The 22,140-nt window shown below is 34.4% G+C and carries 18 protein-coding genes; 8 read left to right on the forward strand and 10 right to left on the reverse strand.

Annotated elements, in window-relative coordinates; translation table 11 throughout:
* The first annotated feature begins 50 nt into the window (after window positions 1–50).
* On the forward strand, window positions 51–1,628 hold the full coding sequence (locus tag MHI13_RS19885) for an FMN-binding glutamate synthase family protein (protein ID WP_002432810.1): 1,578 nt from the start codon (window positions 51–53) through the stop codon (window positions 1,626–1,628).
* 73 nt (window positions 1,629–1,701) lie between these two features.
* Here the strand turns inward: MHI13_RS19885 and MHI13_RS19890 are convergent, their stop codons facing one another.
* Complete coding sequence (locus tag MHI13_RS19890) at window positions 1,702–2,166, reverse strand: YehR family lipoprotein (RefSeq protein ID WP_002432483.1); 465 nt, start codon at window positions 2,164–2,166, stop codon at window positions 1,702–1,704.
* Between the two features lie 189 nt (window positions 2,167–2,355).
* On the opposite strand from MHI13_RS19890, the gene MHI13_RS19895 reads away from it, so the two are divergent.
* Together MHI13_RS19895 and MHI13_RS19900 are read left to right on the forward strand one after the other, a co-directional pair.
* The gene (locus tag MHI13_RS19895; RefSeq protein WP_002432637.1) at window positions 2,356–3,432 is read left to right on the forward strand and encodes a M42 family metallopeptidase; all 1,077 of its coding nucleotides are present in this window, start codon (window positions 2,356–2,358) and stop codon (window positions 3,430–3,432) included.
* A gap of 22 nt (window positions 3,433–3,454) precedes the next feature.
* A complete protein-coding gene (locus MHI13_RS19900; protein ID WP_047796683.1) occupies window positions 3,455–3,646 on the forward strand; it encodes a hypothetical protein in 192 nt (63 codons plus the stop codon).
* A gap of 93 nt (window positions 3,647–3,739) precedes the next feature.
* Here MHI13_RS19900 and MHI13_RS19905 read toward each other — a convergent pair whose 3' ends face one another.
* Window positions 3,740–4,558 (reverse strand): SDR family oxidoreductase, encoded by an 819-nt coding sequence (locus MHI13_RS19905; RefSeq protein WP_064210164.1) that lies wholly within the window; start codon window positions 4,556–4,558, stop codon window positions 3,740–3,742.
* A gap of 281 nt (window positions 4,559–4,839) precedes the next feature.
* Here MHI13_RS19905 and MHI13_RS19910 point away from each other — a divergent pair, with 281 nt between their 5' ends.
* The 3 genes from MHI13_RS19910 (at window position 4,840) to MHI13_RS19920 (ending at window position 10,785) form a co-directional block, all read left to right on the forward strand.
* Window positions 4,840–6,375 (forward strand): AbgT family transporter, encoded by a 1,536-nt coding sequence (locus tag MHI13_RS19910; protein WP_064210163.1) that lies wholly within the window; start codon window positions 4,840–4,842, stop codon window positions 6,373–6,375.
* Between the two features lie 647 nt (window positions 6,376–7,022).
* Complete coding sequence (ppx, locus tag MHI13_RS19915; RefSeq protein WP_064210162.1) at window positions 7,023–8,555, forward strand: exopolyphosphatase; 1,533 nt, start codon at window positions 7,023–7,025, stop codon at window positions 8,553–8,555.
* A 64-nt stretch (window positions 8,556–8,619) separates the two neighbouring features.
* Window positions 8,620–10,785 carry an RNA degradosome polyphosphate kinase gene (locus MHI13_RS19920; protein WP_002432937.1) on the forward strand — a complete coding sequence of 722 codons (2,166 nt, stop codon included), beginning with the start codon at window positions 8,620–8,622 and terminating at the stop codon, window positions 10,783–10,785.
* 129 nt (window positions 10,786–10,914) lie between these two features.
* Here MHI13_RS19920 and MHI13_RS19925 read toward each other — a convergent pair whose 3' ends face one another.
* Window positions 10,915–12,147, reverse strand: a complete 1,233-nt coding sequence (locus tag MHI13_RS19925) for an acetylornithine deacetylase (protein WP_064210161.1) — start codon at window positions 12,145–12,147, stop codon at window positions 10,915–10,917.
* A gap of 104 nt (window positions 12,148–12,251) precedes the next feature.
* Window positions 12,252–12,944, reverse strand: a complete 693-nt coding sequence (locus MHI13_RS19930; protein WP_002432631.1) for an SDR family oxidoreductase — start codon at window positions 12,942–12,944, stop codon at window positions 12,252–12,254.
* 192 nt (window positions 12,945–13,136) lie between these two features.
* On the opposite strand from MHI13_RS19930, the gene MHI13_RS19935 reads away from it, so the two are divergent.
* Entirely contained in the window at window positions 13,137–13,439 is a 303-nt protein-coding gene (locus tag MHI13_RS19935; protein ID WP_002432209.1) for a DUF1413 domain-containing protein, read from the forward strand.
* 375 nt (window positions 13,440–13,814) lie between these two features.
* Here the strand turns inward: MHI13_RS19935 and MHI13_RS19940 are convergent, their stop codons facing one another.
* Complete coding sequence (locus MHI13_RS19940) at window positions 13,815–14,006, reverse strand: hypothetical protein (RefSeq protein WP_002432938.1); 192 nt, start codon at window positions 14,004–14,006, stop codon at window positions 13,815–13,817.
* 280 nt (window positions 14,007–14,286) lie between these two features.
* Between MHI13_RS19940 and MHI13_RS19945 the strand changes: the two genes are divergently transcribed.
* Window positions 14,287–16,194, forward strand: coding sequence for a glycosyltransferase family 2 protein (locus MHI13_RS19945; RefSeq protein WP_037579306.1), 1,908 nt, complete (start codon window positions 14,287–14,289; stop codon window positions 16,192–16,194).
* 48 nt (window positions 16,195–16,242) lie between these two features.
* Here MHI13_RS19945 and galU read toward each other — a convergent pair whose 3' ends face one another.
* The 5 genes from galU to MHI13_RS19970 form a co-directional block, all read right to left on the reverse strand.
* Window positions 16,243–17,112 carry a UTP--glucose-1-phosphate uridylyltransferase GalU gene (gene galU, locus MHI13_RS19950; protein ID WP_002469897.1) on the reverse strand — a complete coding sequence of 290 codons (870 nt, stop codon included), beginning with the start codon at window positions 17,110–17,112 and terminating at the stop codon, window positions 16,243–16,245.
* Between the two features lie 149 nt (window positions 17,113–17,261).
* A complete protein-coding gene (locus MHI13_RS19955) occupies window positions 17,262–18,620 on the reverse strand; it encodes a gluconate:H+ symporter (RefSeq protein WP_002432278.1) in 1,359 nt (452 codons plus the stop codon).
* Window positions 18,621–18,684: 64 nt separating this feature from the next.
* A complete protein-coding gene (gene gntK / locus MHI13_RS19960) occupies window positions 18,685–20,226 on the reverse strand; it encodes a gluconokinase (protein ID WP_002432580.1) in 1,542 nt (513 codons plus the stop codon).
* A 25-nt stretch (window positions 20,227–20,251) separates the two neighbouring features.
* Window positions 20,252–20,932, reverse strand: a complete 681-nt coding sequence (locus tag MHI13_RS19965; RefSeq protein ID WP_002432759.1) for a GntR family transcriptional regulator — start codon at window positions 20,930–20,932, stop codon at window positions 20,252–20,254.
* 217 nt (window positions 20,933–21,149) lie between these two features.
* Window positions 21,150–22,022 (reverse strand): alpha/beta fold hydrolase, encoded by an 873-nt coding sequence (locus MHI13_RS19970; RefSeq protein WP_002432488.1) that lies wholly within the window; start codon window positions 22,020–22,022, stop codon window positions 21,150–21,152.
* Window positions 22,023–22,140: the final 118 nt, after the last annotated feature.

Genomic DNA, 22,140 nt, shown 5'->3' on the forward strand with positions numbered 1-22,140 from the left:
ATACATTAATGTATCATAATAATGAAGAAACTAGTTTAGGGGGAATGTTTATGTCTATATTGACAACGATGCAATTTATAGTCAATATCATCATAATGATTGTGCTATTAGGTATTGTTATCATGAGTTTAATTTGGCTATTTAAAGATAAAGGTCAAGATCAACATAGTGTACTTAGAAATTTTCCAGTTTTAGGACGTATCCGTTATATCTCTGAAAAAATAGGACCCGAACTTCGTCAGTACTTCTTCGCTGATGATAATGAAGGTAAACCATTTTCAAGAAATGATTATAAACATATTGTTCTTGCAGGTAAATATAACTCTCGCATGACGAGTTACGGTACTCAAAGAGAATATAAAGATGGGTTTTACATACAAAACACAATGTTTCCATTACAAGCCTCAGAATTACATGTCGATAATTCAGATTTAATCTCAACATTTTTATATCAAATTGAAAACGAACGATTATTTAGTCGTGATGAACATAGAAAAAGATCTCAAATCGATCCTTTCTTCTTATCAGATGAACATGCAGTTGTCTTAGGACCTGAACTTAAACATCCATATAAAGTAAAACGTTTAGTAGGACAATCAGGTATGAGTTATGGTGCTCTCGGTAGAAATGCTATAACTGCTTTATCAAAAGGGTTATCTAAAGCAGGCACTTGGATGAATACAGGTGAAGGTGGGCTATCAGATTACCATCTTAAGGGTGATGGTGATATCATTTTCCAAATTGGCCCAGGACTTTTTGGCGTAAGAGATAAAGAAGGACACTTTAATAAAGACATGTTTTTACAATTAGCTGATCGTGAAAATATTCGCGCATTTGAATTAAAGTTAGCTCAAGGCGCTAAAACACGTGGTGGTCATATGGAAGGCAATAAAGTTACAGAAGAAATTGCTAAAATTCGTAATGTTAAACCCCATGAAACAATTAATTCACCAAACCGTTTTGACTTTATTAAAAATCCAGAAGACTTACTCAAATTTGTTAATAAAATTAAGAATCTAGGTCAAAAACCTGTAGGATTTAAAATCGTAGTAAGTAAAGTTGATGAAATCGAAAAACTAGTAAAAACAATGGTTCAACTCGATACTTATCCAAGTTTTATCACTGTCGATGGCGGTGAAGGTGGCACGGGGGCTACTTTCCAAGAACTTGAAGATGGCGTCGGATTACCATTACTTACCGCACTACCCATCGTCTCAGGTATGTTAGAAAAATATGGTGTCAGAGATAAAATTAAAATATTTGCATCTGGTAAACTCATCACACCCGATAAAATTGCCATTGCGTTAGGTTTAGGTGCTGATTTAGTAAATATTGCTAGAGGTATGATGATTAGTGTTGGTTGCATCATGAGTCAACAATGTCACTTAAATACATGTCCAGTTGGTGTCGCTACAACTGATCCTAAAAAAGAAAAAGCGCTCATCGTTGATGAGAAACAATACCGTGTGACAAATTATGTAACTAGTTTACATGAAGGTCTATTTAATATCGCAGCAGCTGTTGGTGTGAATAGCCCGACTGAAATCACATCAGAACATATTATTTATAGAGAGCTTGATGGAGCTACTCAAAAAATTAAAGATTATAAACTTAAATTAATTTCATAACTAAAAAAAGAGTGCGAGATTCACGTCCCGCACTCTTCATCTTCTAAAATACTTGTTCAATCAACTTCAACAATTATTCATCATTCATTTTGCTTTTCTCTTTCAAACCGTTACGTTTCAATTGTTTAACTAATTTCTTCATACTTACATAATCTTTTTTCTTAGCTTTAGCAGACTCGAAACCTAAATTCTTTTTCAATTTATCTACGTCTACTTCTTTATAATCGACATCTATATGCTCGACAGCTTTTTGACCTTTGTAATCGACTTTATACGTTACACCTTTAACGCCTTTAAAAGCTTTCTCATCTTTTTTTAACATTTCTTTAGCTTGTGATTGATCAATTCCTAAATCATCATATTTAACCGTTCCAATGGTAGATTGCTTAAGTACTTCGTCATCCTTATATGTTAATGACGTAATGACATTCTTACCGTTAACGTCTCCCTCATATGTCTTCGTTTGTTCCTTACTACACGCAGAAAGTGCAACCACACTTAGAACTAACACTGCTATAAGAGAAATCACTTTTTTCATTGTTGTCGCCTTCTCTCGTCTTTTTTTCAAATAAATTATACCACCATCGATACAAATATGTTACTCATATTACTTTCCACTATTTGATTTTATTTCTTGAAAATGAACTCAAAAGCTACTGCTACACCATAAAGAATGTCACATAAATGTTATACTAAAATTGAAAACTTATTATTGGAGGAGATAGCTATGTCTGACTCAAAGGAACTACTTAAATCATTAACAGACGTTAACGGCATTGCTGGACATGAAAAAAATGTTAAATCACTAATGAAAGATTACTTAACCCCTGTAAGTGATGATATCGTCGAAGATAATTTGGGAGGCATTTTCGGGAAAAAGCGTGCCCAAAATGGTTCAAAATCATTAATGATTTCAGGTCATCTTGATGAAATCGGATTTATCGTGACTCAAATCGATAAAGACGGCTATATTTATTTCACACCTATCGGGGGCTGGTGGAACCAAGTGATGTTATCTCAGAAAGTAACAATCACTACTGAAAATGGTAAAGAAATTAGAGGTATTATCGGTTCAAAACCTCCTCATGCACTCTCACAGGAAGAACGTAAGAAACCAGTTGAAATTAAGCATATGTATATTGATATAGGTGTAGCAAATAAAGAAGAAGCTGAAGCTGCGGGAGTAGAGCTTGGAAATATGATTACACCTTATAGTGAATTTGAAACACTTGCAAATGATAAATATTTAACTGCGAAGGCGTTTGATAATCGGTATGGTTGCGCATTAGCTATTGATGTCCTCAACCGTTTAAAAGATGACAGTATTGATATCAACTTATTCGCTGGTGCCACAGTTCAAGAAGAAGTCGGTTTACGTGGTGCTAAAGTCGCAGCTAATCTTATCAAACCAGATCTTGCAATTGCAGTAGATGTCGGCGTGGCATATGATGTTCCAGGTATGACTAGTGAGAAGAATCAAGGCAACTTAGGTGATGGCCCTCTTGTTATCATGATGGATGCTACAAGTATTGCACATGATGGTTTCCGTAAACATATTAAAGAGGTTGCAGAAGCTCATCATATTCCTGTTCAATGGGCTACAACTCCTGGAGGCGGTACTGATGCTGGTAGCATTCATGTAGCCAATGAAGGAATTCCGACAATCACTATTGGTGTAGCATTAAGATATATGCATTCTAATGTTTCAGTCATGCACACAGATGATTATGAAAATTCTGTTCAACTGATTACTGAGATCGTACGCTCGTTAAATGACGACAGCTATCAATCATTAATGTGGTAACAAAAAGACAAGGAGGCAAATCATGTTTTCTAAAAATGATGATAAAAAGACAACTATTTTTGGAGCAATGAAATGTTCTAATTGTGGCAAAGAAATCAGTAAAGATGAAAATCTTACAATACAAGTTAAAGCGAAAGACTTAAAAGGTTATACCCATCTAGCAAATTGGGCTGATTCGCAATATAAATTATGTGAAAACTGCGCCCAACAATAGAATAAATGCCTAAATCTTAAACGCATAAAACCCCAGTTCCTCATTTATGGAAACTGGGGGTTTGAGATTATATCAAATATGATATGGTCATCATTATTTCGTTGATTTCTTCCAACTATCGTCACTTAACATTTCACCAGGCCATGTATATGCCATCACACCACCATCGATACGAATCGTTTCACCTGTAATAAATGAACTGTCATCAGAAGCAAGGAATGTCACTAGTTTACCTACTTCATCAGTCGTACCCAAACGACCTAAAGGTGTAACCCATTTTTGATTTTCACGGAATGTTTTACCCGCTTCATCTTCTGAGGTACCTGCTAAATTATCAACTAATGGTGTTTCGATTGTACCAGGTGCTATCGCGTTTGCGCGAATATTTTCACGACCATATTCAATGGCAATAGATTTTGTAAAGTTAATCACGCCACCTTTAGCAGCGTTGTAACCAGAACGATACAAGTCAGCTGCTTGACCTGAGAATGATGCCGTATTAATGATAGAGCCACCATGATCCATCATTAAAGGTAATAAGAACTTAGTTACTAAGAAAGTTCCTCTCATATCTACAGCCATAATTTTATCGAAGACCTCTACTGGATATTCATGAATACGACCCGCACCATGATCTACACCTGCATTATTAAATATCACGTCGATACGACCATATTTATCTTTAGCTTCTTCGGCAAATTGTTCTACTTGATGTTCATCGGAAATATCTACTTTATAGGCTGTAGCTTGACCACCAGTCTCATTAATTTCCTTCACTGTGTCATCTAACTTATCAGAAATGTCTAATGCTAAGACATGTGCACCTTCATTGGCTAAGACCTTTGCAGAACCTTGGCCTATACCTGTACTTGCGCCGGTTACTACTACAATTTTGTTTTCTAAACGTTTCATCGCTCGTCACTCTCCCGATTTTTTAATTCCTTCATAAAACTTTCTTCATTATTTACAATATATATCTTCCACTTTTAAATTCTTCTTAAACGCTGTTATATCAATGATATCGCTTTAGTTTATGATATTTATTTTCCGGAAAATGAACTTTAATATTATAGATAGCGTTTACATATATGTATTTATCATGTAAGCTTAGCTTTAAATTTCAGAAAATTCTTACCTAAAGATGGTATTGATGGGTATAGATTCAATAATGAATCAAAGGGGGCAAATGACTAATGGGGGCAAATGCAAAGGAGAAAAAGTCTTTCGTAAGTAAATTTTTAAACGGAGTCGAGTTTGTGGGGAATAAATTACCAGATCCTGCGGTACTCTTCTTCTTTATGTGTGTAGGACTCGCAATCATTACTTGGTTTGTATCATTATTCAACGTATCCGTAAAACATCCTGGTGATGGGAAAGTCATACATATTAAGAGTATATTAAGCCATGACGGCTTCGCTTATATCATGAATAACGCGATTAAGAACTTTTCAGAATTTCCCGCACTAGGTTTAGTATTAGGCGTGATGATTGGGATTGGCGCTGCTGAAAAGTCTGGCTACTTCGACAAATTAATGATTTCAGTCGTGAACAAAGCACCAAAAAAGTTAATTGTTCCAACGATTATATTAATTGGCATATTAGGAAGTACTGCTGGAGACGCGGCAACAATTATCTTACCACCACTTGCAGCAATGTTATTTATTAAGATTGGCTATCATCCTATCGCTGGTTTAGCCATGGCTTACGCTTCAGCAGTTGGAGGTTTTGCTGCAAATTTAGTAGTAGGGATGCAAGATGCACTCGTCTATTCTTTCACAGACCCAGCAGCACGTATTGTTTCTAAAGACATTAAGACAAACGTGGCTATGAACTGGTACTTTATCGCAGCAAGTGTTGTTGTCTTATTACCAACAATCCATTTGGTTACGACAAAACTCATTATTCCTAGATTAGGACGCTATGATGAAAGCCAGGCCCATGAAGACACAGAAGAAACATCTTCTCATATCACACCACAAGAGAATAATGCACTCTTTTGGGCAAACATAAGCTTTGTAGTACTCATCGTTTTACTCATTATATGCGCAATACCAGAACATAGTTTCTTAAGAAATGCGAAGACTGGAAGTCTACTCGACGATGCACCGTTAATTAATGGTGTCGGATTAATTATTTTAGTTGTGTTCTTAGTACCAGGCACAATTTATGGGATATTAAGTGGAGAAATTAAAAATACTAAAGACTTAGGCAGTATGATCGCGGAATCTTTAGGTTCAATGGGTTCATTTATTGTCATCGTATTCTTCGCATCACAATTACTTGCCTTTTTAGAATGGAGTAACTTAGGAGTCATTGCAGCCGTTAAAGGTGCTAAATTATTACAACATCAAAATGGAATAGTTTTAATTATAGGAATTATTTTACTAAGTGCTTTAGTCAATATGTTGGTCGGTAGCGCTTCTGCCAAATGGGGTATTCTAGCACCTATCTTTGTACCAATGCTCATCTTAGTTGGATTCCATCCAGCATTCACACAAGCAATTTATCGTGTAGGCGATTCAATTACAAACCCTATCACACCGATGATGCCATATCTACCATTATTACTTTCATATGCACAAAAGTATGATAAAAATATGAAACTCGGTACACTACTATCAAGTTTGATGCCTTACTCTATCGCCCTCACTATTGTATGGATAGCCTTTACATTAATATGGTTCCTACTTGGTATACCAGTAGGCCCCGGAGGTCCAATTAAGGTGTAAAAAAGGTGCGGAAGTGAGCGGTTAGGTTTTGAGCAGAACCGAAAAGCGAGCAAAACTGTTTTTGTAGTTTTGACGAGACTTTGAGAGTTTCTGCCGAGAAACCTGCTCACTGAAGCCCGTCTATCAAGGTGCGGAAGTGAGCGCTTAGGTTGCGAGCAATTACTAGCATCAAGCGAAAACTGTTCTTTAGTTTTTGCGCGATGCGTATAATTGTTGAGCAATCTGCTCACTGAAGCCCGTCTATCAAGGTGCGGAAGTGAGCGCTTAGATCATGAGCAATAACTAGCAATGAGCTAAAATTGTTCCTCAAATTTTTGCGAATTGCGTATTATTGTCGATTGACCTGCTTTTCGTAACCCGTCTATCATTCCTGGCATTTTAAACTCACTTACAATAAAAATAATCGCTAGTATGTCTTCCCTCTAGATGTACTAGCTTTTTCAACTTTTAAATTCAAAATTTTATTACAGACACCCTTTTATCTGCGTAATTAAATACATATTGCCTAAAATATTATAGTTTTCCCAAATTACTATAAAACTTTAACAAAAAGTTTCTTAAAAATCTTTTCAATTTATCTATATCATGTAAAATAAAATTAAACAGGGGTAATTTCAAACTTCCCGTAAGAATCACAGGAGGCAGAGATGGAAGAAAGAATAGGTTTAATAGACATTGGCTCAAATACGATTCGACTCGTTATTTTTGGTTTCACTACAGAAACAGGACTAAATGAAATCCTCAACATTAAGACACCTGCACGTCTTAGTCAATATTTAACAGAAGACACAAAAATGAACGATGAAGGTATTGAAGTGTTAAAAGAAGCGCTTCGTAGTTTCAAGAAAGTTGCTGACAAGTTTGATGTTCAAGAATTACATCCTATTGCGACAGCAGCAATACGTCAATCGAAAAATAGAGATGACACCATTAAGCAAATCAAAAAAGATTTGAATATTGAAATTCAAATTGTGCCTGAAGAAGATGAAGCTTTCTATGGATACTATGCCATTTCACATACGACAGATATTGAAAATGGTATTTCTGTAGATATTGGTGGCGGATCTACAGAAGTGACGCTCTTCAAAGACAAGAAACTTAAAGAGGCACATAGTTTTCCATTTGGAGTAGTAACATTAAAACGTCAATTCTTTGGCGACAAAGACCATAACGATAAACCAGCCATTAAAAGTATGGAAAAGTTTTTATCCGAACAGTTTAATCAACTTGATTGGTTAAAAGATCAAGAGATTGCACTCGTTGGTGTAGGTGGCTCTGCACGTAACGTTGCGCGAATCCATCAATCAGAACATTCCTACCCTATTGGTGGCGTTCATAACTATACCATGTCACTTAAAGACATCGATGAAGTATATGATATCATCCGTAAAAGCTCACGAGATGATTTAACTAACCTTGATGGCTTAAGTCGAGATCGCGTAGATATTATCCTACCTGCCGTCTCAGTGTTTAAAACACTTTTCAAGAAAATTGATGCTACACAATTCACTTTCTCAAGAAACGGTATTCGTGAAGGCTATGTTATGAACTTGATACGTCAACGTCACCCTAATGAGTTTAAAAAAGATAACGTACGTCAAGATGCATTAAGACATCTTGCGAATGAGTATAACATTGAAGAAGATAGTGCGAATCGTCGATTAAAATTAGCTCAATCTTTACTGGATCAACTATTAAAACACGGTAATTTGAAAATTTCAGATCAAGAAAAAGCTTTATTCGTCGAAGGTGCTTACATTTATTACCTTGGTAGCTTCATAGATTCAGATTCAAGTTCACCACATACCTATTACTTAATTGCGAATTCTATGATTAATGGGTTTTCTCATAAAGACCGCGTGAAGCTAGCATTACTTGCAAGTTTTAAAAATAAATCATTACTTAAGTTCTATGTTAAAGAAACAGAATGGTTTAGCGGTAAGGAAGTTGATACCATTCAGGCTTTAGGTGGCATCATTAAATTTGTGAATTCGTTAAATATTTCACATACCAGCTTTGTAGAAGAAGTTAAACTTAAAGAGAAAAAGGACGATAAATATGAACTCTATGTTTACTACAAAGGAGAGCCTATTGCAGAAGAATATCAAGCTAATAGACAGAAGAAACATATCGAAAAGATTTTAAAGGGGAAAGTTTCAATCGTCTTTACAAAATCTTAAAATTCATATGATATTTTTAGACTACACAACTATAAAGACTAAATAATGAGGTGTATTGAGAGTTATGCAAACTCAATTGGGAGAAAAGGATATTAATTTACCACAGTACTATAATAACAGGGAGTTAAGTTGGTTAGATTTTAACTATAGAGTCTTACAGGAAGCTTATGATAAGAATAATCCATTACTCGAAATGCTTAATTTTGTATCTATTTTCAGTTCAAATTTAGATGAATTTTTCATGGTTCGTGTCGCTGGTTTAAAAGACCAAGTGAAAATGGGTTATGACAAACCTGAAAATAAAGCTCAAATGACGCCTCAAGAACAACTTGATGCGATTAAGATAAAGAATACAGAGTATGTTCATATGCAATATCAACGCTACAACGAACTTATTGAAGAGTTACGTAATTATGATATTGAAATGGTTAAACCTGATTGTTTATCAGAAACGCTCTTAGAGAAACTTGAAAAAGAATTCAAAATGCGTATTCTACCTACTCTGACGCCACTAGGTATTGACGCGTATCACCCATTTCCAAAATTAAATAACAAAAGTTTAAATATTTTTGTAGATATCGATACTGAAGATGCTATTAATTCTGCAATTGTACAAATTCCATCTTTAATTCCTCGCTTTTTAACACTTAACGAAGGTACTAAACAATATGTTGTAATGGTTGAAGATGTCATTACATACTTTATCAACTACCTATTTACAGGATATGAGGTTTTAAATACATTTACTTTTAGAATTACCAGAAATGCCGATTTAACGATTCATGAAGACGGTGCTGAAGACTTACTGATTGAAATTGAACGCTTTTTAAAAGAACGTAAAAGTGGTTCAGCCGTGCGTTTAGAAGTCGATGGACGTACAGCTCAAAGAGAGAATATCGAATGGCTTAATGAACAATTAGAAGTAGAAGAAAATGACGTATACTTCTTAAATGGTCCCTTAGATTTAACATTTTTATTCGGCTTAGTTGACCATCTTTCGAATAAACTTAAATATCTTACTTATGAGAAATACACGCCACAAGTACCTAGATCATTAGGGAACAATAATATTTATAAATTAGCTTTAGAAAGAGATATTTTCTTCCATCATCCTTATGAATCATTTGAGCCTATCGTTGATTTTATTCGTGAAGCAGCTGACGATCCAAATACCATCGCGATTAAACAAACGCTTTACCGTGTGAGTAAAGACTCGCCAATCATCAATAGTCTGAAAGAAGCCGCTGAAAATGGTAAGCAAGTTACAGTGCTTGTGGAACTAAAAGCTCGTTTCGATGAAGAGAATAACGTTCATTGGGCACGTATGCTTGAAGATGCAGGTTGTCACGTGATTTATGGTATGACGCACCTTAAGACACACAGTAAAATCGCACTGGTAGTTAAACGTATTGGTGGCGAATTAACATCGTTTGTACACCTTGGTACTGGTAACTATAATGACAAAACAGCCAAACTTTATACAGATATGGGAATTATTACTACAAATCAAGAAATTGCAGAGGATGCGATTAACTTCTTTAATTATTTAAGTGGTTACTCCATCAAACCAGAATATAACAAACTAATTGTAGCGCCATTTGATATTCGTGATGTCTTTATCGATCGCATAGATAAAGAAATCAGTAATCACTTAGAATATGGAAACGGTAAGATTATGATGAAGATGAATTCTCTTACCGATAAAGCTATTATCGAAAAGCTCTTTGAAGCCTCTCAAGCTGGTGTTAAAATTCAGCTTATTATAAGAGGTATCTGTTGTCTCAAACCTGGTGTTCCTGGAATTAGCGAAAATATTGAAGTAGTAAGTATTGTTGGACGTTTACTTGAACACTCTCGTATTTACTACTTCCATAATAATGGCGACGAACGTATTTACTTATCTTCAGCAGATGTTATGACACGTAACATGATTAAACGTGTTGAAATCCTGTTCCCTGTTGAAAATAAAACCATAGGTAAGCGTTTAGTCGATTACATGAACTTACAACTTTCAGATAATGAAAAAGGACGTTACCAAGATGAAAATGGTGTATATCACTATGTTAAAAACAACTTGTCACCATTAAATTCTCAAGTATACTTAATGCAAAAAGCAATCAAGTATGGACAAGAGCTCAAGAAACAAACTGCACAGCCAACAGGTCAACCCGTTCGTTCAAAACGTGGTGGTAGTTGGATGAGTAGATTGAAAGAATCGTTTAGAAGATAAAATCTTAAACTTTACTTATAGTAACAAGTCTTTCTGCTTGATATGAAGCAACCCCTCACTATACGAAATAGTGAGGGGTTTTTTATCCACTTTAACCCTTACAATTTTGGATTTAATTCACATTTTATATTACTTCTCAGGGTGCTCATACCAATGTTTCAGAAACTCATATAACACTTCGCTATACTGCTCTAATTCACGTTTCTCAACCTTTTCATCAACACTATGTGCCTCTTCTAGACTACCTGGACCATATAATATAGTTGGAATATCGAAATGCGCAATCCAACCACCATCTGTTACAGTCGTACTCATGCCATGTCTTAACGCACTGCCATGTACATGTTGATGCGCATCTTCTAGTTGTTTAAATCCAGGATGTTCTATTGGCACTGTAAAACTTGGGAAAATTTCTCCCTTGTCTTCAATCATAGATGCTCCACCCCACTCAAACTCAAGTGGATTCTCTCTCATCCAAATATCCGCTTCAGCCACGCGATTTATGTAATCTTCAATTTCTTCAACAACATCTTCATATCGCTCATTAGGTAAATAATGTACGGTAATCCATAATCGGCATTCATCTGCAATAAAAGCTGGATGACGACCGCCTTCTATCACTGCTGGATTAATGGTATTCGCACCTGGTGGCATGCCTGGACTCTTTTTCATCACTGCCCAATGAGATTCAAGTTCATTTAATGCTTGAATGACCTTTGTCATCTTTTCAATCGCACTTGCACCAAATAAACCACCGCCCGCATGAATCATCTGGCTACGGGCGCCATCATGTATCGTATTTTTACTTTTAACAATAATCCAACCTGTGATAACGCCACCTTGTCCTAAAGCTTGATTTTCACTCGTATCTAATACCAAGGCTAAATCCCCTCTAGGACCTATCTCACATGCACGTTTCGTACCTGCCTCTCCAACTTCTTCACCTACAACTGATTGTACGATAATGTCACCTTTAGGACGACGTCCTTCATGTTTTAACCTTTCCAAAACATAAAATAAGGATGACATGCCGCCTTTCATATCACTGACACCTCGGCCGTATAACCATCCGTCCACTTCTGTTAACTTGAATGGAGGATATTGCCAATATTGATCATCATCTACAGACGCGACATCAACATGGCCATTTAATATTAACTTGGGTGCTTCAGGGTCTTCACCCTTTAAAGTGGCCACAATGATACTATCATTGTCATAAAGGTGTTCCCGCTGAATAGAGAAACCTAAATCTCTTAATAATAATTCAATTTCATTTTGTAATGGGTCTGTATTTCTTCCTGGAGGACTCTCCGTGTTAAATTCAACAAGCATGTTTAAAATCTCGAATTGACGTTGATTCATTTGATATCCCTTCCTTTATGTAAATTAAAAGTATCAAATAGTTTACAATTCAAGTTTAACATTCTATAAGTGCTTGTCACTTCAAGGTATGCTCTTTAATACTTCTATACAGGTCTGACTGTCACTTCATTAACATTTACATGGCTTGGTTGTGTTAACGCATATACAACTGCATCGGCGATGTCGCGTGTATCTAACTTTTTACGTCCGCCAAAGTCATTACCTTCAGTCATTGGTGTTTCAACCATGCCTGGTGATACACTTGTCACTTTTACCCCGGTACGTGCGAGTTCTTTTTCAAGGGCTTGTGTAATAGTATGGATTGCAGTTTTAGTGGCGCTGTATACAGCATTTGTTTTCGTAACTTCAAATCCAGAAATAGAAGCAATATTTATTATATGGCCACTTGATTGATTTAATAAATGTGGTAATGCTGCTTGTAATACATAAAGCGTCCCTTTTAAATTCACATCAATCATTGTGTCCCATTGTTCAACGTCATAATCTGTGATTTTAGAGGATAAACTTTGTCCAGCACTATTAACAACGATGTCGACTTTGCCATAGTGTCCTTTAACGACTTGTAGCATTTGGTCAACACTATCTTTTTGAGTGACATCGGTAGGGATGACTTTAGTTTCAGTTTCAAGTTGTTGTGCCACGGTTTGTAGTTTTTCTTCATTTCTTCCTGCTAGGGCGATGTTAACCCCGTGTTGGCTTAGTGCTTTAGCGATAGCTTCTCCAATCCCACTACCTGCTCCTGTAATTACTGCTACTTTATTGTTTAACTCTGACATATCTTTAGTCTCCTTTTTGGAAAATGAATTTCAATATAAGTTATATCTATCTTAACGTTTTTCAATACTCTATAAAATTGTAGTGATTGCAAAAATTAAAAAATGTTATAATTTCAGTGTGGGTACTTAATAATTAATATAAAGTAGTAATATATAATTATGAGTATATACTAGAAGGAGGTAGTGAGAGATATGTCTTATCATGATCGCGTTCTAAAATTAAGAGAAGAAAAGCACCGTACTGCATTTGAATTTCATTTCGAAGATTTATTTACTGAAGAAGAATGGTTAAATATGTCTATAAAAGAACGTCAAAAAGAAGAAAAAGCTTTTAGACATGAAGTTGAGAAAATGGAAGACGTGAGATTACCATTTGCCAGTAGAGATGCAGCAAAGAATAAGTTATTCAATATCACTTATGCATATAATGGTATTAAAAAGAACTTTAAACAAAATGATAAAAAAGAAAACCCAAGAGGTCGAATTACTCAATAGATTAGTCAAGAATGATTCAATAGAGGAAAAATATATTTTGGTCATCACGCTTTCCTTGGAGACAGTCTCAACCTTGCTATGCAAGTTTTCAACTCGTCCTATTCCCAGAGGAGTCGGATGACCTTATTTTTCGTTCACCCTTCAAAAAATATTAAATACATAGAGAGTAATTTTAGGATTTACATTTTTTATTAAATAATCAATAAGATGAATAAACATAGTGAAGACCACATCTTACTGGGGCGTAGGATGTGGTCTTCTAACACATTATTCTAGATTTTAGGGGTATATAGAGTGTTTGTTGCTCTCAATTACTCTTTGAGAGCAAGTTCATTTCATCATTTTCGGGAGTTATCAATAGCGTTATTGGTTTGGTTAACTTGTAACAAGGGATTTACGTTCTAGACTATAATAATATAATCTCTCGGCATCAATATAAGGGATTGAGTCAATTGTTAAATATCCATCTTTAAGATCACCTATAAGACCTTGATTTACGCCAGTGTGTACATAAATTTCGTAACTACTTACATCAGAGTTAATTAAATTCTCAATTACATTTCTCATAGTCAATCACTCCATAATTTATTACTTACTCCTTACAATTCATATACTACACCTTTTCATGTAAAATAAAAGCATTTTGTGATACTTTTCACAAAATCATCACTTCTTATTTTTTATGTAAATTCTCGATAATATTTAAGAATCAACATAATTTATAATAACCTTGTGATAGTTCTTTAAAAAGTATTAGGTAATATATCTATTCTGTTTCTTGTAAAAACGCTATTCTTGTAGTATAACTATTTTATTATACAAAAATATAGTGAGTAATATTTTTGTTTTGGGGGAGTTTAAAATTAGTAAGTTAATTTCAATTGTTGTTCCTGTTTATAATAAGGAACCTTTTATTGAGAGATGTGTACAATCTTTAGTGGATTTAGAAATGGACCATTCATTAATTGAAGCTATATTTGTAGATGATGTTTCTTCGGATAGATCTTATGAAATTCTTCAGTACTATGATGATAAGTACGATTTTATAAAATGTATTCAATTAGAACAAAACTCTGGAAGTCCAGCTGAACCTCGTAATGTAGGTATCGAGGTGGCAAATGGTGAATACATTGCTTTATTGGATGCTGACGATTGGTTAGATAAAAAGGGCTTTCCGAAATTAGTATTTCAAATGTCTGAACATCATTCAGATATTGGCTTTGGACAAAGCTTTAGGCATAAAGATAAAAATGTTTCTAAAATGGCTCGTTTCGCTTCATATAAGGAAGCCAATGGTTTAATTCCATATGAAATTAATGAAATTTTTCGTGCTGTGGGTCCACCAGGTAAAATCTTTAAGCGTTCAACAGTAATAGATAATCAAATAAAATTTCAACATATGAAATTTGGTGAAGATAAATTATTCTTTGCGGAATTAATTAGTAAGTGTTCAAGTGCATCAATGACAACTGAAGCTACCTATCACGTTAATCGCTTTACAGATAATGTCTCATTAGTTAAATCTACTGATGTTATTGAAAAATCAAAAATCAATTTAGAAGTTTTACGTCAAATTGTTAATTTAGATATTCCTAAAATAGCTATGGAAAGTATTTTGAGTCGTATAGTAGAAGTGGATTACATGCAACGCTTCTTAGTGACTAAAACATTTTTAAAATCTGATAATAAAGAATTCTTTTTCAATCAATTTTCTAAAGTAGAATCCATTATTAAAGAAACTGGATACAATGTGGAAGACTTACTTACTATAGATGAGTATAAAAATGTTTATAGTCTTTTTCACTCAGATAAAGAAGCTATGCAAGAATACATTTATTACAAAATTTTTGATTCTAACAAACAAAAGTTTATTAAAAATACAAGTGTTTATTTAAAATATCCTGATAAATATAACCATTTAATACCTCTACAAGAAGCGTGTATGCCTGTGTATAAAGGTACAGAGATGATAGATGATACATTTTATGAGGTAATTGAATTATTTACTAAACCAAGTGTAGAAATCAATAACGTAGAATTAATTAAAATTCGAGACGAAAGATTTTCTAAATCTTTGAATTATGAACATAAAGATAACTTCATATATATTAAAACTGATGATTTAATCTTTGATGAATTTGATTTTAATATTGCTATTAAATTTAATCTTTACAAAACAGCACTTGTATTCGCTACTTATCCTAATTTCAATGATGATGTTAGTCTAAACCGTCAAAACTTTAAGTTAGAATTTATAAATAAACAATCTAAAATTGAGGATGCCCCAACAAATAAAGTAAATGATACTAAGTATTTAAGCGAAAAACCCAATTTTATAATTACTAAAAAAACTATTAAAAGTTATATTGATGCAGACTTTAAAGAAGAATTTAATACTATAAAAAAAGGTAGTTTAATTCCCATATCTGATATGAGTCAATCATCTAAGGGAACAATGAGATTAATTACTAAAGATAAGCGATTCATTACTGCTAATGTAAATTTTGTTAAACCTACTGAATTGAAAAAGAAAGATGGCTACGTTTCTACTATTCCTAAAAGAATTAGAGTATTGAAGAAGTGTAAACTTTACACTGACGTTACTTTCAAAAACGAACCAATTCAAACGATGCAACCTAAAGATGAATTAAATATTATCGATATCGATTATACAAATAATTTTACTCCAAGATTAAAAACCGTTGATGGCTATTACATTACTGCTAACGTTAAGTTTGTAGAGGTATTACATTAATACATTAAGAAGGCACGCAGAAATAAAATTTCTGTGTGCCTTTTCATATTAATCAATATTAAGTTTTTTTATGAATTGCTTAAGTTCATCTTTCATACTTTCGTCTTTTAGTGCGTATTCGATAGTAGTTTTTACGAAACCTAACTTTTCACCAACATCGTAGCGGTTACCGATAAAGTCATATGCAAATACTTGATGTTCACTATTCATTCTTTCGATAGCATCAGTGAGTTGAATTTCATTACCTGCACCTTTTTTCTGTGTTTTTAAATAATCAAAGATCTCTGGAGTTAGGACATAACGTCCCATAATTGCTAAATTAGAAGGTGCTGTACCTTGTTCAGGTTTCTCAACAAACTTTTGAACTTCGTAACGACGTTCTTTTTTAGATAAAGGATCAATAATACCATAGCGATGCGTTTCTGACTCTGGCACCTCTTGAACACCTATCACTGAATTACCAGTTTCTTCATATACTTCCATTAATTGTTTAATAGCTGGTGTATCAGATTCAACAATATCATCACCTAAAAGCACAGCAAACGGTTCATCACCTATAAATTGACGAGCAGAATAAATTGCATGTCCTAAACCTTTTTGCTCTTTTTGTCGTACATAGAAAATATTAGCTAATTCAGTAGAATATTGAACTTTTTCTAATAATTCAGTTTTACCTTTATCTTCTAACACCATTTCAAGTTCTTTTTGATTATCGAAATGATCTTCAATTGCTCGTTTGTGTTTTCCGGTAACGATGATAATATCTTCGATGCCTGCGCGTGAGGCTTCTTCTACTATGTATTGTATTGTTGGTTTATCCAATATTGGTAACATTTCTTTAGGCATAGCTTTTGTAGCCGGTAAGAATCTCGTACCTAAGCCAGCTGCAGGTATAATTGCTTTTTTAATTTGTCTCAATATGTAAACCCCTTTATTTATATTGTTTATCGTATTCATTTTAAAGTGTATCATTATTTAAAATGCTTTCATAGTAGAGTTAATCCCTTCACCAATTTACTTAGTGAAGGGACTGTTGTTCATATCGATAATCATTCGGTTATATTTAATTAAACAAATAAACTGATAAATAGTATGAAAATAATTCCAGAAACAGAGATGATTGTCTCTAGTAATGACCACGTTAAGAATGTTTCTTTAATCGTGAGACCAAAGTATTCTCTGAACATCCAGAAACCTGCATCATTGACGTGGGATAGGATAACACTTCCTGCACCAATTGCGAGCACAACTAATGCAACGTTCGTATCTGAATGATGTAATAAAGGTATCACGATACCTGTTGTTGAGACCGCAGCAACTGTAGCTGATCCAAGCGCGATACGTAATACAGCTGCGACAATCCATGCGAGCAATATAGGTGACATGTTGGAACCTTCAAACATTTTAGCGATGGTGTCTCCAACGCCTCCATCAATTAACACTTGTTTAAATGTACCGCCACCGCCAATGATGAGTAACATCATACCTATAGGATAAATTGCATTTGTAACGGATTCCATAATATTCTCCATCTTACGTTGCCTCATTACACCCATGGAGAAAATTGCAAAGATAACCGCAATTAACATTGCTGTACCAGCTGTTCCTATAAGGTAAATGATTTGTTCAAACCAGTTTGTTGGATTTTCATGTCCTGTCACTAATTGCACAATTGTGGAAATTAACATTAAAATAACCGGTAATGTTGCTGTAAGTAAGCTAATACCAAAACTTGGCATTTCTTCCTCTTTGAATTCTTTTTGAGTACCTAATGAAGTAATATCCCCTTCGCGTCTATAAGCACTAGGAATTATTTTTTGAGCCATATGATTAAAGAATGGGCCAGCGATAAGTGTCACTGGAATTGCAATGATGATACCGTATAATAATACTTCACCAATATTAGCTTTAAGCTCTTTTGCTATCACGACAGGACCCGGATGTGGTGGTAAGAAACCATGAGTTACTGATAATGCTGTAACCATTGGTAGTCCTAATTTTAAGATTGAAACATTTGCACGCTTAGCTACAGTGAATACGAGTGGTATTAATAGTACCAAACCAACTTCAAAGAATAATGCTATACCTACGATGAAAGCAGCGATAAGCATAGCCCACTGAACATGTTTCTGACCAAATTTAGCGATGAGCGTATCTGCAATTCGAGTAGCACCTCCACCATCAGCTAGTAGTTTACCTAGAATTGCTCCTAATCCGAAGATGAGCGCAATATGACCTAAGGTACTACCCATTCCATTTTCAATCGTTTCCATAATTTTATTTAAAGGCATTCCTAGTAATAGTGCCGTAATAATTGAGGTAATGATTAATGAAATAAATGTATTCAATTTCAAGAATATAATTAAAGTAAGTAAGATAACAATCCCTAGTACGACACTTATGAGTGGCCAAATTTCTCCAAACATAACATTCCCCTTCTTTCTCTTTTAAATGTCTGAGTTGCAAGTTTATAGTTAACCCTCTTAGTGCTTAATTGCTTATATGTTTACGTTGGAAGTTTGCTATTTCACTATAGCTTTCAGTTATAGAACGACTTATATTAATAAAGATTTTAACAAGCTCTTGATAAATTGCTACAGTATCTTCATTTGGTTGATGAGCGTTCGTTGTTCCTACCATTTTTTCAATAATAGAGAAGTCATCAATTTCCCCTATTGCTTTCAGTCCTAGTACACATGCACCTAAGCATGAACTTTCGTAACTTTCTGGCACAATAAGATCAGTATCAAAAATATCTGCCATCATTTGTCTCCAAATCTCACTTTTAGCGAAACCGCCTGTCGCTTTAATTGTATTTGGTGTCTCATTCATGACTTCAATTAACGCAAGATATACAGTGTATAAATTGTAGAGTACACCTTCTAATGCTGCACGTATCATGTGTTCCTTTTTATGAGAGAGCGTTAAACCAAAGAATGAACCTCTAGCGTCAGCATTCCATAGTGGGGCACGTTCACCAGCAAGATATGGATGAAAGATAAGACCTTCTGCACCTGGTTTTACTCGACTAGCAATTTGCGTTAACACATCGTAGGGATCAACACCTAAACGCTTAGCAGTTTCTACTTCGCTTGCAAGGATCTCATCACGTAACCATCGTAGAATAACTCCACCATTATTCACTGGACCACCAATGACGTAGTGTTCATCATCTAAAACGTAACAAAATATACGACCTTTATAATCTGTACGTGGTTTATTTATAACTGTTCTAATGGCACCGGATGTACCGATAGTCACTGCAACTTCACCTTTTTTATAGCTATTAACACCTAAATTCGAAAGTACACCATCACTTGCTCCCACAACTACTGGAGTATTTTCATCAATATCCATGAGATCAGCAAAACGTTTCTTCATGCCAGTTAATATATGAGTTGTTGGTACAAGCTCTGGTAATTGATCTCTACTAATACCTAGTAGTTTTAGCGCTTTTTCATCCCAGTCTAATTGTTCTAAGTTGAACATCCCAGTTGCTGACGCCATTGAATAATCGATGACATACTTATCAAATAATTGATAGAAAATGTAAGTCTTAATATCAGCAAATTTAGCTGTTTGATTATATATGTCAGGCTGTTCATGTTTCATCCAGAAAATTTTAGATAGTGGTGACATTGGATGTAACGGTGTACCTGTTCGCTTATAAATTTCAAAGCCATTATATTCATTTTCAATTAAATCAGCATAGCGACTTGAGCGATTGTCAGCCCAAGTAATATTCTCAGTTAAACGTTTATTTTGAGCGTCCATTGCCACTAAGCTGTGCATTTGAGCACTAAATGAAATTAACTTAATATCTTTCTTCGAAATACCAGATTCTCGAACGATGTACTTCACCGTCATTAACACTGCATCAAATAATTCATCTGGATTTTCTTCTGATACGTCTACATTGGGTGTATGTAAGTCATAACCAATATTATGTTTCATTATAAATTGACCATTTTCATCGTAAAGTACAGATTTAGTACTTGTAGTTCCGATATCAACGCCAATCATATATTTCATTATAGGGTCCCTCTCTTCCAAATCTTTACCGTAACCAAAAACTTTCTATATTTTTTCCAACGTCATCAAAGTTTAAGTGAAACGCTTCTCTTAATTTCTCAGCATCATAATGTTCAATTGCTTCTATAAATACTTGGTGGTTGCGATGAATTCTTTCAAAATCTTGTTTGTCTGTAGCCATTCGATGTCTCATAGATAGTAATATGAGCGACTCCATTACTGGCTTCAAGTGATTCCAAAATGTTTTAAGATATTGATGATTCGCAGCATAAATGATGACTTCGTGAAATTCGAAATCATGTTTTGTAAATGCCTCTGCATCCTCAAACTGAACCGCCACTTTCATCATTTCTAATTGTTTCTTCATTTCTTTAGCTATCGCTTGTGTGTCATGATCTTTTAATCTTGAAAATGCGAAAGATTCAAGCATGAGACGTAAATCATACATTTCTCTTTTCTTTTGATCTCCAAAAGATAAAACTTGAGCTCCCATACGTTCAAGATGTATTAATTGGTCAGTTTGTAACGATTTGAAAGCATCTCTAACTGGAGAGCGACTAACATTAAATTGCTTGGCTATTTGATTCTCTGTTAATAATGTGTCAGCTAAGATTTCTCCGCTTACGATTCCTAAACGTATTTCAGCTGCAATTGACTCTCCGGTTGTTAAACCTTCCATCCACTTTTTAGGATAGCCATAAGTCATTGTCTCCACCCTCCAAACTTGAACATCTTAACTTGTATACAAGTATGGTAATATACACGTTTTTATTTTGCAAGCGCTTTCTTTAGTTGTTATTATTTCTCAAAATAAAAAACCTTAACGTAATATTACGTCAAGGTTAGTATCTGTTTTCTATTTAAGTTTTGGAAACTTCAACACAGAAATGTGTTTAAGACGCCCTTCCGTCTTACTTTTTCATTTAATTCGAAATCCAATTTTTAATGTGGTCTACTACGCCTATTTGATCTTTAGAAGTTGTTTCCAACACACTAGGAAAATCGATATGACCTATTCCTGGATATAATATTTCTTTTGTTTCACCACCCAGTTGTTTAAACTTTTCAAGTGTGGCTTGCGAATCTGTGTATGGAATAATTTGATCTTCTTTACCAGACATGAACATGATTTTAGGGAACTGCTTTATTTCATCTATATCAGGTAAGTAATCTGTCTTAATAGTATAGAGTATGTCGGTAATGATGGTTTTTATTGGGGCGACAAATTGTATTAAATCTAACGCATTCTCTTTATGAGCATAAATGGTTTTGTTCAAGATGTATTGAGGAAGATTTTTAACTGCTTTCACTTCGTCCTTCAAAATATCCCTCTTACTATTATTTGTAAATAGACGCGCGAGCATACTAGCATCTGGGGTAATTTTAGCTGCGCTATGTAAATAAATAAGGTGAGTAATGGGGAGAGTATTGTATTTAAGTAGACGCGTTGCAATCATACCTCCCATTGAATAACCGACGATACTTAATTCGTGAATTTGTTGTTCCTCAACCACTTGCGTTAAGACATCATAAATACGTTCAGAGTAATCATCAAGCGTGTGTGTATCCCTGTCTAAATCAGAACTCTTTCCTCTACTAGGACAATTCACAAAGATCATTTTATATTCTCTAAAATAGGGTTCGAACATTGTCATTATTTTATAAGTTAATAATGCTCCATGGATAAAGACAATCACTTTATTAGAATTCATATCTCCTGCGTATGCGACTTCGCTATATTCATCTTTGAATCGTTTCAGTGGATAAACCTTAGTTGTAAAATTCTGCTTAATCATAAATAACCTCGTATTTCTAATATATCAATTAAAATAATAATAACATATAAATAATTTTTATATAAATATAGCCAAAATAAAGTGGTTATTGAATTTAACATAATTAAAACCATCTGTG

The sequence above is a fragment of the Staphylococcus sp. FSL K6-0223 genome (genome assembly GCF_038008285.1).

Bases quoted from the DNA above. Each gene is read 5' to 3' on its own strand.
- MHI13_RS19885 (WP_002432810.1), top strand. From the start codon at position 51: ATGTCTATATTGACAACGATGCAATTTATAGTCAATATCATCATAATG.
- MHI13_RS19900 (WP_047796683.1), top strand. From the start codon at position 3,455: ATGTTTTCTAAAAATGATGATAAAAAGACAACTATTTTTGGAGCAATG.
- MHI13_RS19920 (WP_002432937.1), top strand. From the start codon at position 8,620: ATGCAAACTCAATTGGGAGAAAAGGATATTAATTTACCACAGTACTAT.
- MHI13_RS19925 (WP_064210161.1), bottom strand. From the start codon at position 12,147: ATGAATCAACGTCAATTCGAGATTTTAAACATGCTTGTTGAATTTAAC.
- MHI13_RS19935 (WP_002432209.1), top strand. From the start codon at position 13,137: ATGTCTTATCATGATCGCGTTCTAAAATTAAGAGAAGAAAAGCACCGT.
- MHI13_RS19905 (WP_064210164.1), bottom strand. From the start codon at position 4,558: ATGAAACGTTTAGAAAACAAAATTGTAGTAGTAACCGGCGCAAGTACA.
- MHI13_RS19930 (WP_002432631.1), bottom strand. From the start codon at position 12,944: ATGTCAGAGTTAAACAATAAAGTAGCAGTAATTACAGGAGCAGGTAGT.
- MHI13_RS19895 (WP_002432637.1), top strand. From the start codon at position 2,356: ATGTCTGACTCAAAGGAACTACTTAAATCATTAACAGACGTTAACGGC.
- MHI13_RS19955 (WP_002432278.1), bottom strand. From the start codon at position 18,620: ATGTTTGGAGAAATTTGGCCACTCATAAGTGTCGTACTAGGGATTGTT.
- MHI13_RS19970 (WP_002432488.1), bottom strand. From the start codon at position 22,022: ATGATTAAGCAGAATTTTACAACTAAGGTTTATCCACTGAAACGATTC.
- MHI13_RS19910 (WP_064210163.1), top strand. From the start codon at position 4,840: ATGGGGGCAAATGCAAAGGAGAAAAAGTCTTTCGTAAGTAAATTTTTA.
- MHI13_RS19940 (WP_002432938.1), bottom strand. From the start codon at position 14,006: ATGAGAAATGTAATTGAGAATTTAATTAACTCTGATGTAAGTAGTTAC.
- MHI13_RS19965 (WP_002432759.1), bottom strand. From the start codon at position 20,932: ATGACTTATGGCTATCCTAAAAAGTGGATGGAAGGTTTAACAACCGGA.
- MHI13_RS19890 (WP_002432483.1), bottom strand. From the start codon at position 2,166: ATGAAAAAAGTGATTTCTCTTATAGCAGTGTTAGTTCTAAGTGTGGTT.
- ppx (WP_064210162.1), top strand. From the start codon at position 7,023: ATGGAAGAAAGAATAGGTTTAATAGACATTGGCTCAAATACGATTCGA.
- gntK (WP_002432580.1), bottom strand. From the start codon at position 20,226: ATGAAATATATGATTGGCGTTGATATCGGAACTACAAGTACTAAATCT.